At 57.6% G+C, this 16,683-nt stretch carries 17 protein-coding genes; 10 read left to right on the plus strand and 7 right to left on the minus strand.

The features are described from left to right. Window positions 1-25 precede the first annotated feature (25 nt). The gene (locus ABFT80_RS23295) at window positions 26-1,081 is read left to right on the plus strand and encodes a Fic family protein (RefSeq protein WP_347974343.1); all 1,056 of its coding nucleotides are present in this window, start codon (window positions 26-28) and stop codon (window positions 1,079-1,081) included. A gap of 248 nt (window positions 1,082-1,329) precedes the next feature. Next, the gene (locus ABFT80_RS23300) at window positions 1,330-1,542 is read left to right on the plus strand and encodes a hypothetical protein (protein ID WP_347974344.1); all 213 of its coding nucleotides are present in this window, start codon (window positions 1,330-1,332) and stop codon (window positions 1,540-1,542) included. Here ABFT80_RS23300 and traG read toward each other — a convergent pair. From traG to ABFT80_RS23315, 3 genes are read right to left on the minus strand one after another with little or no spacing between them, the layout of a single operon-like run. After that, window positions 1,526-3,445: a Ti-type conjugative transfer system protein TraG gene (gene traG, locus ABFT80_RS23305; RefSeq protein ID WP_347974345.1), complete on the minus strand. Its 1,920-nt coding sequence runs from the start codon at window positions 3,443-3,445 to the stop codon at window positions 1,526-1,528. The genes ABFT80_RS23300 and traG overlap by 17 nt on opposite strands. A 23-nt stretch (window positions 3,446-3,468) precedes the next feature. Beyond that, complete coding sequence (locus ABFT80_RS23310; protein WP_347974346.1) at window positions 3,469-3,732, minus strand: conjugal transfer protein TraD; 264 nt, start codon at window positions 3,730-3,732, stop codon at window positions 3,469-3,471. Window positions 3,733-3,781: 49 nt separating this feature from the next. Next, complete coding sequence (locus tag ABFT80_RS23315) at window positions 3,782-4,006, minus strand: TraC family protein (protein ID WP_347974347.1); 225 nt, start codon at window positions 4,004-4,006, stop codon at window positions 3,782-3,784. Window positions 4,007-4,225: 219 nt separating this feature from the next. Here ABFT80_RS23315 and traA point away from each other — a divergent pair, with 219 nt between their 5' ends. Both traA and ABFT80_RS23325 read left to right on the plus strand, forming a co-directional pair. Further along, complete coding sequence (traA, locus tag ABFT80_RS23320; protein WP_347974348.1) at window positions 4,226-8,872, plus strand: Ti-type conjugative transfer relaxase TraA; 4,647 nt, start codon at window positions 4,226-4,228, stop codon at window positions 8,870-8,872. 16 nt (window positions 8,873-8,888) lie between these two features. After that, window positions 8,889-9,167: a hypothetical protein gene (locus tag ABFT80_RS23325; RefSeq protein ID WP_347974349.1), complete on the plus strand. Its 279-nt coding sequence runs from the start codon at window positions 8,889-8,891 to the stop codon at window positions 9,165-9,167. Window positions 9,168-9,407: 240 nt separating this feature from the next. Here the strand turns inward: ABFT80_RS23325 and ABFT80_RS23335 are convergent, their stop codons facing one another. Then, on the minus strand, window positions 9,408-9,794 hold the full coding sequence (locus tag ABFT80_RS23335; protein ID WP_347974350.1) for a type II toxin-antitoxin system VapC family toxin: 387 nt from the start codon (window positions 9,792-9,794) through the stop codon (window positions 9,408-9,410). Then, entirely contained in the window at window positions 9,794-9,985 is a 192-nt protein-coding gene (locus tag ABFT80_RS23340; protein ID WP_347974418.1) for a type II toxin-antitoxin system VapB family antitoxin, read from the minus strand. Before ABFT80_RS23340 ends, ABFT80_RS23335 begins: the two co-directional genes overlap by 1 nt. Window positions 9,986-10,324: 339 nt before the next feature. Between ABFT80_RS23340 and ABFT80_RS23345 the strand changes: the two genes are divergently transcribed. The 3 genes from ABFT80_RS23345 (at window position 10,325) to ABFT80_RS23355 (ending at window position 11,979) form a co-directional block, all read left to right on the plus strand. Next, window positions 10,325-10,474 (plus strand): hypothetical protein, encoded by a 150-nt coding sequence (locus ABFT80_RS23345; protein WP_347974351.1) that lies wholly within the window; start codon window positions 10,325-10,327, stop codon window positions 10,472-10,474. Window positions 10,475-10,497: 23 nt separating this feature from the next. Beyond that, window positions 10,498-10,785, plus strand: coding sequence for an invasion associated locus B family protein (locus ABFT80_RS23350; protein WP_347974352.1), 288 nt, complete (start codon window positions 10,498-10,500; stop codon window positions 10,783-10,785). Window positions 10,786-11,349: 564 nt separating this feature from the next. Beyond that, window positions 11,350-11,979: a hypothetical protein gene (locus ABFT80_RS23355; RefSeq protein ID WP_347974353.1), complete on the plus strand. Its 630-nt coding sequence runs from the start codon at window positions 11,350-11,352 to the stop codon at window positions 11,977-11,979. 154 nt (window positions 11,980-12,133) lie between these two features. Here the strand turns inward: ABFT80_RS23355 and ABFT80_RS23360 are convergent, their stop codons facing one another. Together ABFT80_RS23360 and ABFT80_RS23365 are read right to left on the minus strand one after the other, a co-directional pair. After that, a complete protein-coding gene (locus ABFT80_RS23360) occupies window positions 12,134-12,409 on the minus strand; it encodes a hypothetical protein (RefSeq protein WP_347974354.1) in 276 nt (91 codons plus the stop codon). A gap of 207 nt (window positions 12,410-12,616) precedes the next feature. Continuing rightward, window positions 12,617-13,531 carry a nucleotidyltransferase and HEPN domain-containing protein gene (locus tag ABFT80_RS23365; protein ID WP_347974419.1) on the minus strand — a complete coding sequence of 305 codons (915 nt, stop codon included), beginning with the start codon at window positions 13,529-13,531 and terminating at the stop codon, window positions 12,617-12,619. A gap of 330 nt (window positions 13,532-13,861) precedes the next feature. On the opposite strand from ABFT80_RS23365, the gene ABFT80_RS23370 reads away from it, so the two are divergent. The 3 genes from ABFT80_RS23370 (at window position 13,862) to ABFT80_RS23380 (ending at window position 16,658) form a co-directional block, all read left to right on the plus strand. Further along, window positions 13,862-14,566 (plus strand): response regulator transcription factor, encoded by a 705-nt coding sequence (locus tag ABFT80_RS23370; protein WP_347974355.1) that lies wholly within the window; start codon window positions 13,862-13,864, stop codon window positions 14,564-14,566. A gap of 247 nt (window positions 14,567-14,813) precedes the next feature. Then, window positions 14,814-16,097, plus strand: coding sequence for an aminotransferase class I/II-fold pyridoxal phosphate-dependent enzyme (locus ABFT80_RS23375; RefSeq protein WP_347974356.1), 1,284 nt, complete (start codon window positions 14,814-14,816; stop codon window positions 16,095-16,097). Window positions 16,098-16,118: 21 nt separating this feature from the next. Further along, complete coding sequence (locus ABFT80_RS23380; protein ID WP_347974357.1) at window positions 16,119-16,658, plus strand: GNAT family N-acetyltransferase; 540 nt, start codon at window positions 16,119-16,121, stop codon at window positions 16,656-16,658. The last annotated feature ends 25 nt before the right edge of the window (window positions 16,659-16,683 follow it).

Consider the following 16,683-nt stretch of genomic DNA (forward strand, 5'->3'; position numbering starts at 1 on the left):
TGGGTGGAATTGGATGCCGAAACGAATGCCTTTGCTTGATGCATCGACCTTGCGCATCACGCCCGAGATATTGTCCATCATCGCCGAGATCGATGAGTTCAAGGGTGCATGGCGCGCAATCGGCCGGATCGCGCCAGAGCGCCTGTCGAGCTTGAGGCGCGTCGCAACGATTGAAAGTATCGGCTCCTCGACACGTATCGAAGGCGCGAGGCTCAGTGATCGTGATGTAGAAAAGCTCCTCTCCAATCTGCAGATCGGCTCCTTCGCCACGCGGGACGAGCAGGAGGTGGCCGGATACGCCGATGTCATGGAGACGGTATTTCGCGCTTACGACGCAATTCCCTTGACCGAAAACCATATCCGCCAGTTTCACCGCGATCTGCTGGTGCATTCCGCAAAAGACGAGCGTCATCGCGGCGAATGGAAGACGCTCGACAACCACGTTGAAGCCTTCGGCGAGGATGGCCAAAGCCTAGGCGTCGTGTTCGCCACTGCGACGCCGTTCGATACGCCTCGGCTGATGGCCGAGCTTGTCAGCTGGCTCAGGGAACGGGAGGAGTCAAAGGACCTCCATGCCTTGCTGGTCATTGGCATCTTTGTTGTAGTGTTCCTGGAGATCCATCCTTTTCAGGATGGCAATGGCCGTCTATCGCGGGTTTTGACGACCCTGCTTTTGTTACGCGCGGGTTATGCCTACGTGCCCTACAGTTCGCTCGAAAGCGTAATCGAGCAGAGCAAGGAGGGCTATTATCTCTCCTTGCGGCGAACCCAGGGCACGATCCGCACGGACACGCCCAACTGGAATCCGTGGATCGAGTTTTTCCTTCGGGCTCTACAACAGCAAAAGCAACGGCTGGACCGGAAAATGGAACGCGAGCGCGTCATTTTGGGCGATCTGCCTGAGCTGTCAGTTGCGATCCTCGAACTGGTGCGCGAGCACGGCCGGATGACAGTCATGGAGGCTGTGCGCGTTACAGGCGCAAGCCGCAACACGGTGAAGGATCATTTGAAGCTCTTGACCGAACAGGGTCATCTGACGCTGCGCGGCGCCGGTCGCGGTGCCTGGTATGGTCTCTCATAGAGCTCCAACATGGGGATAAGGCAAAGCCTGCTCGATCCGAAAAAAGACTGTGTGATGTGATGGAAACGAACCGGGAAATTGTCAGTACGCAAGAATCATCGTCGCGCCGCGACTTCGCGTGCCGGTTTGCAACATCGCTCATCGCGCTGCCATTCAACGTGCTTGAAGCAATCGGTCGCGCCGGCTTCTAAGGCACATGGCATCTGCTCTATTGCATCGCCTGTGCCTTTCGGGCCTTCACCGCATTCATGATGTTGGCCGCCATCGTGATGCTGCCGATGGCGCTGGGCGTCTTCATCGACCCGAGCGCCGCGCCAATGCCATCGTGGTCTTTCCTGATGATGGCGCTCGGCATGTTCGCTTTCGCCATCGGCTACAATCTCCTCCTCGACTGGTTCGCTCCGCCCGACGCGACAGACCCGTTCGACCGCTACCGCCCCGCAGTCAAGCGGAAGTCTTGACAAACCGGTTCGGGCTGGCCTGCGCGTCCATGCCCTTTCTCCGGAAGTAGATCGCGCGACCGCAGCGTATCGGATCGTGCCCCTGCACGATGATGATCTGCTCATCCTTGCGCATCTGCTGCGTGATCTCATGCGGCATGATTAGCGGCCGGCGTTGCAGGTTGAGGCTTTCTGACCGCCGCGTCCCACCGTTGGAGTTGCTCCAGCCGACATTGCGCGATTTGCCCTGCACCTCCACCGTCATCTCGCCGCATTGCGCCGAGACGTTGCGCGCCGTGTCGAGCGCCTTGATTGCGGCGTAGGAGGCGAAAGCGCATCCGTCGATCCATGACGTCGCGCCGTCTTTCCCGAAATGACGCTCCAGCTGCCCGACCGACTGGTACATCAGCATCAGCGTGATGCCGTATTTTCTTCCCCGGTCGCGGGCCTCTTCCAGCACGCGCATATAGCCGAGCAGATCGACCTCATCGAGCATGAACAGGGCACGACGCTCGAACGCGCCATCCGCCTGCGTTATGGCGTTGACCAGCGAACCGATGATGACGCGGCCGATACCGGGATAAGAGCGCAGGATCGCGGCCGGAATGTTCAGGAACACGTCCTTGCCGCCGGCAACGATGTCGGCCGACCGGAAAGTCCGGCCGCACACCAGAGCGGCGTAGTTTTCCAGCGACAGCCATTGCGTATCCTTTGAGGCGGTCGAGTAGACGCCGGAGAAAGTCTGCTCGGTCATGTTGGTGAAGACGCCAAGCGTCTCGCGGATAAAGGTCGATTCCGACGTCTCCTGAATCTCGCGCAGCATGGCCAGCACCGAAGGCTCCGGCTCGGAGACGATCTGGCGCAGACTGCGCAGATCGCGCCGGCCGGCATACTCGGGCGAGAGCACGACATGGGCGAGCAGGCCAGTCAGGAGATTGTGCGCCTGGTTCTGGAAATAGCTGCCGGTCGAGGATTCGAACCGCGCGCTTTCTGACAAAAGCATATGCGCGACCGCGACGATATCCTCTTCCTTGTGCTGTGAGGTTTCGATCCAGTCGAGGACATTGAACCCCGCCACCGGGTTCGATGGATCGAGCACCATGCACTCGCGACCGAGCTTGGCTGTTCGATGCTCGACGACCATCGGCGCAACCTCGGTCGACGGATCGAGGCAGATCAGAGGTCCGGTGTAGCGCAGCGCGGTCGGCACCACATTGCTGGTGGTCTTGAAGCCGCCCGAGCCCGCGAAGAACAGCATATGGGTGGAGTCGAAATCCTGCTTGTAGGTGAGCAGCGGCGCCGTTCCACCACTACCCCATGTCTCCCGATCGGCCGGATCGAATGGAATGTCGCGGATGGTTTCCCGGTCGACGCGGTAGCGCTCGCCGACGACGATTTCGCCATCGGGCGGAAACAGCTTTCCCGCCGCCGCCATGGTTAGCCAGTCGGCATCGCCGAACGTCGCGCGCCGTGCCCGTTTGACGGAATCGGAAACCACGACGGAGAGGCGAGCCGAGATTGCCACGATGACGAAACCGAAGGCCGCGGCGGTGACGGCAAAGAAATCGAGATAGGAGAGCACTTCGTCCCAGGTGACCGCTCCGCTCTTGACGGAGGGCGACAGGCGCGCATATTCGCGCAAGGCATAAAACCCCGCGACGCCGAGAAAGCAGAGCAGGCTGATCATCGCCACCGGCCGCCTGCGATGCAGCGGCAGAACCAGAACCGTGATCAGGCCCGCAACCGGTCCGAACAGCAGATTGGGAATCGGGGCGGCGCGCAGGAACCACCAGGCGTTACCGGGCGAGAAGCCGCTCGCTAATATCTGCCAGCGGTATGATGTGATCGCCAGCGTGATCGCCGTTACGGCAATCGGCACGATCGCCCATAACAGCGCCGGACTGACTTTGCTTCTCGACGCCATAAACGGCCTCCCCCTTCCGGCGTTCAGCCGCTCGTTGTCTTTCCGGATGCCTTCTCGTCCGATGGTTCCGAACTGCGCTCACCAGACTTCTCGATCCGGTCACTTCGGAATGCCATCGCGCCCTTGGCTTTCAGCCTGTGGTGCTCATTCGATCCGATGCGGATCGATCCCGCCTCCAGAAGCACGCCGAGCAGGAAGGCGCGGTCTGCCTCTCGCAGGCCTGCCTTCACCACCAATCCGCCCAGCGTGATTTTTTCGCGGGCGTCCTTCTTCCGGTCGTCGGTCATTTCCTTCCGCCGCCTCCGCTCAAGGCCCACAATGCGTTGATCGAGACGCCTAAGCAGATGCGCCTGAAGGTTTCTTGCCGGGCTCCCGAAATCGCGCGGCGATCTCCTCGAAGACGGCGTCGAGCTCATTGTCGGGAATATCCATCTCGGCCAGTCCTGCCTTGGCCGCCGCGCGCGCGAAGCGCTCATTGGCTTTGGCGAGAATTCCACGGCGTTTTTCGCGTAGTTTCTCTATCTGGGCGTCAATCTCTGAGATCGATGATTTAGCGCGCATTTTCCGCCTTATCCTTTCCGGAAGCCTTCTTTGTGCTACGATTATACCGTGTAGAAACGCATAGTAAAAGATGCTAGTTTGCGTCGAGCCGTAAGGCTCATTTCTGGTCTGCGCCCGCAAGGGCGCATCCCGAGAAGCGGCATCGGTCCTACGGCCCGATCTGTTCGAGGGCGCAATATACGTCGCGGAAGCGACTTGGCTTGAAGAGGTCTGGATCGCATGGCGATCATGTTCGTACGGGCACAGGTGATCAGCAGGGGGGCGGGACGCAGCGTCGTTTCGGCCGCCGCCTATCGCCATCGTACGAGGATGGAGGAAGAGCAGACGGGGATGAGCTTCCGCTATGAGGGCGGCAAGGCCGAGCTCGTGCACGAGGAACTGGCTCTGCCGGATCAGACACCGGCGTGGCTGCGCACCATGATCGACGGGCGGACGATTGCCGGCGCCAGCGAGGTGTTGTGGAATGCCGTCGATACCTTCGAGAAGCGGGTCGATGCGCAGCTTGCCCGTGAGATGATCTTCGCGCTGCCGGAGGAGCTGTCGAAGGCGGAGAACATTGCCCTGGTGCGCGAATTCGTGCGCGACCATCTGACATCAAAGGGCATGGTCGCCGACTGGGTCTATCACGACAGGCAAGGCAATCCGCATATCCACCTGATGACCACCTTGCGGCCTTTGACCGATGACGGCTTCGGCAACAAGAAGGTCGCGGTTCTTGACGATAACGGCAAGCCGCTGCGTGTCGTGACCCCGGATCGGCCGAACGGCAAGATCGTCTATCGGCTGTGGGCCGGTGACAAGGACACGATGAAGGGCTGGAAGATCGGCTGGGCGGAAGCGGCCAACAAGCATCTGGCGCTTGCCGGTCACGATATCCGCCTGGACGGTCGTGCCTATGCCGAACAGGGCCTCGATGGCATCGCCCAAAGCCATCTCGGTCCGGCAAAAGCGGCCTTGGCCCGAAAGGGCAGGGAGATGTACTTCGCACCGGCCGCCTTGGCGAAGCGGCAGGAAATGGCCGACCGCCTTGCCGATGAACCCGGCCTTTTGCTGAAGCAGTTGAGCCGGGAACGTTCGACATTCGATGAGCGGGAAATCGCCAAGGCGCTGCATCGCTATGTCGACGATCCGACGGTGTTTGCCAATATCCGTGCGCAGCTGATGGCATCGTCGGATCTGGTGACGCTCAAGCCGCAGCAGGTCGATTCGGACACGGGAAAGGTTGGCGATGTCGCGGTGTTCACCACGCGCGCCATGCTGCGCACCGAATTCGATATGGCGCAGTCGGCCTCGGCGCTTTCGCGCCGATCGGGCTTCAAGGTGACCTTCGAAAAGGTCGATCACGCCATTCGCCTGGTGGAGAGCCGCGATCCGGAGAAGCCGTACAGGCTCGACGCCGAACAGGTCGACGCGGTCCGGCATCTCACCGGTGACAGCGCCATATCCGCCGTGGTTGGCTTGGCCGGTGCGGGCAAATCGACCCTGCTCGATGCGGCGCGCATTGCCTGGGAGGCGGATGGCCGTCGCGTCATCGGTGCCGCACTTGCCGGTAAAGCGGCGGAAGGTCTCGAGCAAAGTTCCGGTATCAAATCGGGCACGCTCGCGTCATGGGAACTGGCGTGGGCGGACGGGCGCGACACGCTGCAAAAGGGCGACGTGCTGGTTGTCGATGAGGCCGGCATGGTGTCGTCGGAGCAATTGGCCCGCGTGCTCAAGATCGTGGAAGACGCCGGCGCGAAAGCGGTGCTCGTCGGGGATCCGATGCAGCTCCAGCCGATCCAGGCGGGCGCGGCGTTCCGGGCGATTGTCGAGCGCATCGGTTTTGCCGAACTCACCGGCGTGCGCCGCCAGCGCGACCAGTGGGCGCGCGACGCGTCCCGCCTGTTCGCGCGCGGAAAGGTCGAGGAGGCGCTCGACGCGTATGCGCAACATGACCGCATCGTCCAGCTTGAAACACGCGATGCGGCGATCGAGCGGATCGTCGAGGATTGGGGGCAGGCGAGGGAGGAGTACCGGAAGAAGGCGGAATCGGAAAGCCGCGTTCTCACCGGTTTGGAACTGCTGGTTCTGGCGCAAACCAATGATGATGTCGGAAAGCTCAACCATGCGATCCGCTCCGTGATGCGTCGCCAGGAAGCGCTTGGTGAGGACCGCGCTTACCAGACCGAACGCGGTGAGCGGCAGTTCGCCATTGGTGACCGACTGATCTTCCTCGAAAACGCCCGCTTCTTTGAAAAGCGCGCCGAGCATCTTTCCGTACAGCATGTGAAGAACGGTATGCTCGGAACCGTCATTCGCACGACGAACGAGCGCGGCGAGACGCTGCTCACGGTAAAGCTGGATGCGGGCCGGGAGGTAACCTTCGGCCAGGACACCTATCGCAATGTCGACCATGGCTATGCGGCGACTGTGCACAAATCTCAAGGGTCGACCGTCGACAGGACGTTGGTTCTCGCCACCGGCATGATGGACCAGCATCTCGCCTATGTTGCGATGTCGCGGCATCGCGATCGGGCTGATCTTTATATGGCGCAGGAGGATTTTGCGCCGCGCGACAAATGGGGCAGGGCGCAGCGTGTCGATCACGCCGCCGGCGTCACCGGTGAACTTGTCGAAATCGGCGAAGCGAAGTTCAGGCCAAATGACGAGGACGCAAAAGAGAGCCCATATGCCGACGTCAAAATCGACGATGGCGTGATCCATCGCGTCTGGGGTGTAAGCCTTCCAAAGGCCATTGAGAAAGGCGGTGTTGACCTCGGCGACACCGTCACATTGCGCAAGGACGGCGTCGGGAAAGTCATGGTGCACGTACCGATCGTCGATCCCGAAACCGGAAAGAAGACCGTCGAGGAACGTAAGGTCGAGCGCAATGTCTGGACCGCCGAGCAGGTCGAGACCGCGGAAGTCCGGCAGGAGCGTCTCGATCAGGAAAGTCATCGTCCGGAACTGTTCAGGCAATTGGTCGAGCGCCTGTCCCGCTCCGGCGCCAAGTCGACCACGCTCGATTACGAATCCGAAGCAGGCTACCAGGCACAGATTGTCGACTTCGCCCGCCGCCGCAACATGGATCACGCCATCGAGCTTGCTGCCGGAGTGGAGCAGGGGGTGGAGCGACATCTATCGTGGATTGGCGCACAGCGTGATCGCGTCGCGCTCGGCTTTGCGATCGAGAAGGAGCGCAGCGTCTCCTATGACCATCAGGCGGTTCGGACGCAAACGGTCGATCCAGCCTATGTCGGTGCGTCTGGGATTGCACCGGCGCAGATTGCGCCCGCTGCCGAAGAGACGCGATATCTGCTCGTGCCGCAGGCGAGTTTTGTCCGCTCGCTCGAAGAAGACGCGCGGATCGAACATCTGGCCTCGGCACGGTGGAAGGAGCGCGAGGCAATCCTGCTGCCTGTGCTCGAGCGCATTTATCGCGACCCTGCCGCTGCCCTCGAGCGTCTGAACCCCCAAGCGTCAGACTTCGATGTCGAGTCTCGACGGCTTGGTGACGATCTGGCGCGCAGTCCCTCGATGCTTGGTGCCATGCGTGGCAGCGACAGCCTGGTCGATGGACAGATAGCCCGGAAAGAACGGGCTGAGGCCGTCTCTGCCGTTTCAGAACTCGAGCCTCTGGCGCGCAGTCACGCCGACAACTTCCAGCGTGATCGCGCCGCTTATGAGAACCGTGAACATGCACGTCGCGCCGCCATGTCGCTTTCGGTTCCGGCACTTTCCCCGCATGCGAGGGCGAGGCTCGACGAAATCGAAGCGGTGCGCGAGAAGGGCGGTGTCGGCGCCTACAAGACCGCCTTTGGCTATGCCGCGCAAGAGCGTTCGCTTGTGCAGGAGATGAAGGCCGTCGGTGAGGCGCTGACCGCCCGCTTCGGCTGGAGCGCCTTTACCGAAAAGGCCGACCAATATGCCGAAAAGCAGATGGTCGCGCGCATGACCGAGGGAGCGTCCGAGGCAAGACGGGAAGAACTGACGACGCTGTTTGCCGCCGTGCGCCGTTTCAACGACCTGCAATATCTGGCCGAGAGGCGCGATCCATCGCGGATCGCAGCACCAGCGGCCTACGACCCGGCCAAGGCTCCAGAGATGTCGATGCCACCCGCCTTGCCGATGCTCGCGGCCGTCACCGAGTTCTCAGCATCCGTTGATGATGAAGCCAAGGTGCGTGCGCTGGAGATCCCCCACTACAGGCAGCAGCGTGCAGCCCTTGCCGAGGCTGCCCAGCGTGTCTGGCGCGATCCTGCCGCAGCCCTTGCGACGATTGAGGATCTGGTCGTCAAGGGCGTTGGGCCCGAGCGTATCGCTCGTGCCGTCGGGAATGATCCCGCGGCCTATGGTGCAATACGCGGCTCCGACCGCGTCATGGATCGGCTCATGGCCATAGGGCGGGAACGCAAGGCGGCTGTCGATGCGGTTGTGAGTGTCTCCGCCAGCGTCGTTGCGACGGGCAAGGCCTGGCAGGGCGCGTTCGATGCTGAGAAGGCGGCCGTTGCTGCCGATCGGGAACGCATGAGCGTGCCAGTGCCGGGCCTGTCGCTACGGGCGGTATCCGAGCTGTCCCGTTTGACGGCCGCGGCCGAGAAGTCACCCAAGGATATAACCCGTCTGGTGCGTTCTCTGGACGCAACGGTGAGAGCGGAGTTCGCATCCGTCAGCAAAGCGCTCGACCAGAGGTTCGGCCCGAATGCGATCGGACGTGGGCAGGCGAACGTCACCGATCGAGTGCCGGCGGCGCAGCGCAAGGTCTTCGAGGCCATGCAGACCCGCCTCACGGTGCTGCAGAATGCCGTACGGGCCGACAAGGCCCAAGACGTCATTGCCGAGCGCCAGATGCGGGCGCTCAACCAGATCAAGGGCATCACCAGATAGATGAAGGGACAAGATAATGGCCGAACAGAAAACAACTCTCGACGCGATCGTGCGGGCCGAGCTCGCCATCGAAATCATGAATCAGGCGCGCGGGCTGGTATCGGAACACGTCGCCGCCATCGAGGCGCTACGCGCCAAGCGGCGTGAGCTGCTTGCAGTGCAGAGCCGCCTCCGTGTCGGCGAAGCCGAGCAGATCGAAGCTGTGATCGCGGAATGGGGCCGCGGGTCAAAGACGCGGCCTCGTTCTGGCGGGAGCTCTGATCCATGGTGGACGAAGCTACCCTCGGCCGGCTGACGTAGGCCCAGAACGAACACATCTTTCGCACGGAGATTCTGCCCGACGATATCGGAAAGGCAAATCGTCCGACCCTGATCGTGCTCGGCGGCCAGCCTAGTTCGGGCAAAACAGCCCTGCTGACGGCGAGCCTTACCTGATGCGATCATCGAAAAGTTTCAGACCGATGCTTGAGAGCCGGGGTAGGGAAAGGGGCGAACTTTGCCAAGTCCTCATCGATAGCGATTTCTCCCTCACTGTTCATGCCGCTTCGACATCCGTCTGTTTAAAATCGTCGCCGATGAAGAGCAGGGCGTCATCCGCACGCTTCGCCAGCGCGTAGGAAAAACAGTCTGCGAAATTCAATCCTGCCGGATGTCGGCCCATGCCGTAGCTCAGCCAGGCCTGTGTGGCGAGATCGACCAACTCTTCGTCGACTGGGATGATTTCGGCTTCGATCTTGGCGAGCCACAAGTCGATTTCGGCCAAAGCGTGCTCGCCGCGTCGGCTGACCATGACCATACGGGCTTCGAACACGCATGTGGCAGGGACCAATCGGACCGGGTCTGTGACAAGGGCTCTCTCAAGACGTTCCGCGGGCGGCTCGTTTCGCAGGATTGCTACGATGGCCGACGTATCGATGACCATCAGTTCGGAATTCCATATTCATCGAACCCGACGATGTCTTCGTCGCTGCGCTTTTCCATTTCCGGAAGACGTGCCACTCTCAACCGGATCTCGCGAAGTTCATCAAGCATGCGATTCTTCGGAACTTCGCCATGCCCCAACCGATGAAGGCGCTCTGTGAGGGCTTCGTGTATCGCCGCTGTTTTGCTGATGCCCTAGCGGCGGGCAAGTTCATCGACCAGCGCAACGGTTGCTGGGTTTTTGATGTTCAGCGACACGAAAACCTCCAAAATCTACCTTTTCGCCGTTTTCTACCGCAGTTAATGCGCCTGTCAATAATGTCCGATAATGCATTATCGGACATTACTTATCCACGACGGGCGGGTTGGTTACAGCATTTAATCATGGTGCAAAGCGCCGTTACGCGGTAGCCGGAATCATGGCAATGACCGCGCCCGGTGCCGCTTCTGCACGGGGAAATTAAGCGCAAGGACTGCATGCACAATCTGTGCCGACGCGCGGCCGAAATCAGTCGCATTACGTTCAATAAATTGTATTCAAATAATGTTGCCGGATCACCATCGCTCGACAGCGACACGATCCTGTCGCGCTTCCTTCTGGCCGCGGTCGTTCCCGCCATCGCGACGGCGCAGGAAAGTGAACCCACACTTCTGCCCGGCAGCGCGTCCTCGCTCAACTAGACGCACGGCGATTGGACGGTGCAATGCCAGGTCCTGATCCGGAACGAGCAAGGCCATGGCTCTGTGCCTTCTCTCAGCCGCAGTCCAATGCCAAGGGGCAGAACGTTCTCTCCGTCGAATTGCAGCCAGCGGGCGATGCCACCAGCGGGGTGCTGGTGCTGCCATTCGGCCTTGCCGTTACCCAAGGGATCACCTTGCAAGTCGATGAGGCCGAATCGCGAACACCCTGCCCCTTTTTCACCTGCGCCGGCAGTCAGCTCATTGTCACTGGAGAGCCGTTAACGGAGGCGAAGTTCGCCCCATCTCGTTAACCGAACTGTCCGCCGCCCTCAATCGAAACCTCAATCGAACACAGGCGCTCTTGCTCCCCCAATGTCGCTGACCTACACAGAAGTATCGTTGCAGGACAGCGCATCGGCGGAAAACCGGAACGGTCTCGCCGCCCCAAGATTTCATCTGAGGCTCACAGGTTGGCGGGGATAGCTGCAATAGTTCATCTGATGCTTCAATCCAAAGAGGCATACCTGGTCGCTTATTTACTGACCTGGCTAGTAATCAGTGTCTTGGAGGCGTGACAGTCGACCACAGGATCGCCTCCAACTCTGACCAACAGGCCGTCATCATAGATGCGGATTGCGGCGGACGACGTTTCGAAATTGAGATGATAATCTCCATTTTGCTTGGAGAGAGATACTCAGTCGTCTCCAAGATCGGCCATGATTGGTCTCCATATGCGATACCGCATGAAGGCGAAGCTAGTTGATTGGTGAACGAGATATCGTTAAAGACCGAGTTGCTAATCTTAACAAGCGATAAGCTACGAGCGAGTGAATCGCATAGATTTTCGTTCCTAAAAACTCATAGGTTTTCTGAAAATGAAATGGCCTCACCGGGATTTCGTGGTGGAGATAAAATCGAGTCGGCGCGCCCCGAAATCAAAGTCGAGTTCGATTTGGGGCTCGCTTGATCTGAAAGCGCATGCCGCCGAGGTTGAGAATGAACTGCGCCAGCAGGATTATGGCGCGGCCATTCCAAATCGGATTAAGACTCCGTCCGAACCCGACATCGAAAATACTGATAGGCTTCCCAATTCGAACATGACGCCACGCGGCGAAATGGTTATTGGTGTATCAAGCGAGGCTCTTGATCCCGCTGTCGCAAGCACGCAAAATCTGACGATTGTCGATGAGATGCCGAAGACTCGCGCCGACGTGAAAAGCCCGCCGCAAAAGTTAAGTGACCGGCAGCGGGTAGATAGTGAGTCGCAAACCGCTGGACCGAAAGCTACCAATAACATCGCGAGCCATGTGCTAAAATCGGTCGGACGGCGCAAACACCGCCTAAGGAAAAATCCGGGAACGGTATCGATTGATACAAAGACGTCATACGATCTCGGCAAAGACCTCAACAAGCTTGAGGCTGAGAATAAGCGTTTGAAGAAGCTGCTTGCTGACAAGCTTTACAATGAGAATGCTGAGCTCAAGCGCAAACTGGGTTTTCTGTGACCAGTTTCCATGCGCTGAAGCCGGCGGGATCGACGGACAGCTAGCTGTCCGTCGACCGTACCGAGACGCGTACGCATTACATAACGCGCCGAGAACATGACGGGACATGTTAAATAATAGATGAAAATGCCCGACCCCGAAGCCGGGCGACCGGTTAAAGCTTAGTTTCGGGATTGGTGTCTGACGTCAACACTTCGATGCATTCAGCTTGTCGTTTTCCGGTAAGGTTTTTGAACACATTAAGCCAGAAGCGGTAGTCATCTTCCTTGCCTTCGCAGCGGGCAGCGAAGGCGCACCATGCGGCACTGAGTGATGCCTTATCTTCATACTTGAATTTTGCGGCGTTGATTGCCTTTTTTGTTGATATCTCAAGCGCCGTCGTCTCGTGCGTATGGACTGCGATGGGGAATTTTCTCTGGGATTTCAGCATAAGTTTGCTCCTGCGGTTTATCCGACGCAGGGTTCGAGTGGTTCGCCGGACGTTGGCTTCATGGAGCATGAATCACGATCAAGCGTTTGCCTGATATTCGTGCCGTCCCTGGCAAAACAAACTCGAAGCTTAGCTGGTATATTTTTCCCAATACCGTTTCACGCTTTCAGTTATGCAGTGCAGTTTCCCAAACTGGAACTTTCTCCCTCACGCGGTTCCTGTCTTTTCAGCCAGATTATTGAGGCGTTCCCTACAGATCAGCGCGACCAGGTTCTGCAGGACGGCAGTCCGCTGACCAAGCCATTCCAGTGCCTCGGCGCTGATTTCATAATGTTTGGAATAGCGCGCTTTGACATAGGCTTCATTGACTGTGTTGAACGATGCGCGGAAGCGTTGTTGATCGCGGGGCCAAGCCTCGGTGAGCCGACGGTCACGCTCTTCTGCAAGTGATCGTAGGAAGTTGAGGTTGTGAGATGGCGGACTGTAACCTGTCAGGGTCAAGAGAAATGTGGCGTAGGCTTGCTCTATCGCTTGATGAAACAGGAAAGCCGCCTCTTTGTTCATTTCTTCCGCTGATGCCAGATTTGCAAGCTTCCGAAAATTATTCGAACCCGGAAACCGCTTTTCGAAATGCGTCTTCGCCACATTGTATTCATCGGCGGCTGACATTGGCTTGGGTTCGGCAAGAGGTTCCTCATCCAGTTCATACAGCACAATCCCCTGACGGCGGATGTCGGAGAAGAAATATTGCCCTTGTCTGAGAGCGGTGTTTATCTCGCGCCGCGAGTGAACAATGAAACTCACCGGCGTCGAGACGCTCCGGTCATGTAGCAATCGGTCAGCGGCTTTGTACCAATATGTGGAGAAATCGGTCAGCTTCTTGTTGTTGACGATGATGAGCAGATCGTAATCGGATCGGTAACTCTTCATCGTATGCGGTTCATCTACCCAGTCACCGCGTGCATATGATCCGAACAGGATGACTTTCAAGATTCTGCCCATTTTTTTGAATTCCGCTGAGCCTCCCTTGAGCACATCTGAGAATTCCTCCAGCAGGATTTGCAGGATACGGTCCAATTCACGCTGCTTTTTGTCAGGCAAATGGGCGAGGCTGGATTTCATCATCAATTGAACACCCCGATATTTTCCTTTTCATGGAAATCAATAGGTTATGCCAGCTTCAGAATCCACAGCCTGAAATCGAAAAGGCATAATACTGTCAGCGTTGCTACCAAGGCCTTCCAGCTTCCGACATCCGTCCATGAGGCGCAAATTATGTTGCGTCAAGTTAAAAATAGAGCGGAAAATTTGAGAAAAATAGCCCAATGACGTGATTGTGTGGCAAAAAAACATATAGATTGTTTTTGAACGGTGATTTTGTTGCATCAAATTATGCGGCGTTATCAGGAACACTTAACGGCAGAATTTTGGCCGTTTGCAAGGGGAACGTCAATGAAACCACTCATCTTTGTAAGCACCCAGGATGCTTGGTTCTATCTGATGTTCAGTCATATTCTTAAAGCGGACGGTTTCGAAGTCGAACTCGCACAAGATGCTAAAGAGCTGATCAGGTTGGCGGCGGATAAGACTGGTTCGGCAGTCATCCTCGATTGCAACTCAGATCTCGCGGATGCCACCGAAATTTGCCGCCGCATCAAACACGAGACGGTTACCGGAGAAATTCCGGTAATTGCCAGCGTGCTTCCCGACCATTCAGATCAGCACATGGAACTTATCAAGGCTGGCGTCACCCAGAGTTTTGTAAGACCGTTCGATCCCGAACAGCTTCTGAACTACCTTCGATCAGTTGTCGGTATAGGAGATGGTGTCTCAACGCTGACAGAAATGAGGGACACATTTAGGCTAGGGAAATTGGAATTGTTTCTACGCCAGCATCGGGTCCAATATGACGGCAAGGAATTTTCATTGCGCCAGTTGGAATTTCGCTTGCTGTATGTGTTGATACTGGAACCGGGCAGGGTGGTTGCCCGTGACGAACTTATTCAGGTGGCTTGGCCCGACAACGTACATGTCGAACCACGAACGGTTGATGTTCATATTGGACGCCTGCGTCAGGCACTGATGAAGGCTAGCGGCAGTGATCTGATCCGCACAGTGCGATCAGCAGGGTATGCGCTACAGGTGCGGCCCGAGTAAGCAGATATGGGTGCGATGACTTAGTTGCGCCTTCGACATACCTATGTGAACCGAACGCAACAGCAAGACTGGCCCTGAATCCGAACTGCAGTGACAAATTCTTGAAAAATTTGCTTGGCCATCGTGGAGTTTACGTCAATTCGCGCGGACTATTTGGCCGTCTCAATGCACAAGCAAGACTAGGCTGAAAAGCATATTAAGCATTCAATTGATTGAGACCGTGTTAGAAACACGCGGGTCGGGAACCATGGAGGAATACGTGGTAAATCAATATCTTACCGCCAAGAGTTTCAAAACGACGAGCCACAATCGTAACACCCGCAGCATGATAGGGCATGCGGCGACTCACTTTGCCAGTGCGCAGCTCGAAGGTCTTATGGCGGTCTATGCTCGACCTCTTGGTGGCCGTGGTGTTGAAATCGAACTAAGCAAGAAGCACAGTTATCGTGTCACCGATTTCGTGCGCTGCTCCTATCTGGGTCTAGATAACCATCCAAAAATCGTTGAAGGCGCCATCGCCGCTGTTCAAAATCACGGCTCCCTGCACTGGTCATGCGCACGGACCCGCCTGAATTTCAATCTCATCGGAGATCTGGAGGAAGCTCTCTCGAGGCTGTTCTCAGCCCGCGTAATCACCTATTCCAGTGTACTGGCCGCCAATATGGGCGCACTGCCACTATTGGCTTCAGGCCATCTTACCAACAAGCATAAGCCGTTGATCGTCTTTGATCGCGTCGCCCACGCAACGCTCGCCTTTCATAAAGCTGCGATCGCCGAGGAGACCGAGGTAACCACAATCCCTCATAACGATTTGTCCGCTCTTGAAGCAATTTGCCGCGAGCATGGAAACGTCGCTTATGTATGCGATGGCATATACTCAATGGGTGGCAAGGCTCCGATCGAGGATTTGCTTGCTCTGCAGAAGCGTTATGGCCTGTTCCTATATATTGATGATGCACACGGGACTTCTCTGTTCGGCAAGAATGGTGAAGGCTTCGCCAGATCAAAAATTCCTGGCGAGTTGGGTGAGCGAACCATTGTCGCCGCTTCGCTTGGAAAGGGCTTCGGAGCGTCGGGCGGAATGCTCATGCTTGGCACACAAGCCCAAGAAGATCTGTTTCGGAGTTTCGCAATTGCCCATGCATTTTCTGCCTCACCCAATCTCGCCGCTATTGGCGCAGCGCTCGCATCAGCGCGTTTACATCAGACTGCCGAATTAGCTGAACTGCAGACGCGTTTACAGGACAGACTTGCACTCTTCGATTCATTGATTGCGACTGGACTTGAAGGGCCGTTGCCCATTCGCATGATAACAATCGGCGATGAGTTGATGACGATCGGAGCCGCCAAGGCAATCCTCGACGGCGGATATTATGTTTCAGCTGTCTTCTTTCCGACAGTCGCCAAGGGCAGAGCGGGGCTGCGCGTATGCCCCACGGCAGGCCATACCGTCGATGAAATCAGGGGCCTTTGCACAATTCTTCGAGAGGTTCTGCATGATAGCGTGGCTCCGCCGGCCAACAAGCAGTGACGGGGTTGAAGCAGGTCCGATATGCTTCTTGAAACCGAACGGCTTTTGCTGAGACGCATACGGCTATCTGATACAGATGCGCTCTATCGCCTCCATTGCGATCCTCTTGTCGTACGGCTCACTACAGATGGTCACGCCATGACCCAGCGGCAGTCTGATAAGCGCCTGGATCTCTATCTCGAAGAATGGACACGTTTTGGTTTCGGGTTTTTCATCGTCTACGAAAAGCAACCTAATGGCGATCTCCACTTTAGCGGTCGCTGCGGCTTGCGTAATTTTAACGGAGCGGATGTGGAGCTGGGCTACTGCTTTGCGGGAGCATCATCGGGACGAGGATTGGCGACTGAGGCAGCGAAGTCGGTGATTCACGACGCTTTTTCGCGACTTGCCCTGGAGAGACTCGTCGGCGTGGTCCGACCTACCAACAATCAGTCACAGCGCGTCCTTGAGAAGCTTGGCTTCTCCTACCGCGAGATAATCAATCACCGTGGCGTGGACTACCGCTTTTACGAACTGACCCCCTTCATGACGGGTGCCTCGTTGCGGACCAAGTCGAGATAGTATGCAGCAATTCTGCCTCAGAGGT

This window comes from Foliimonas ilicis (assembly GCF_039939195.1).
GTDB lineage: Bacteria > Pseudomonadota > Alphaproteobacteria > Rhizobiales > Rhizobiaceae > Foliimonas > Foliimonas ilicis.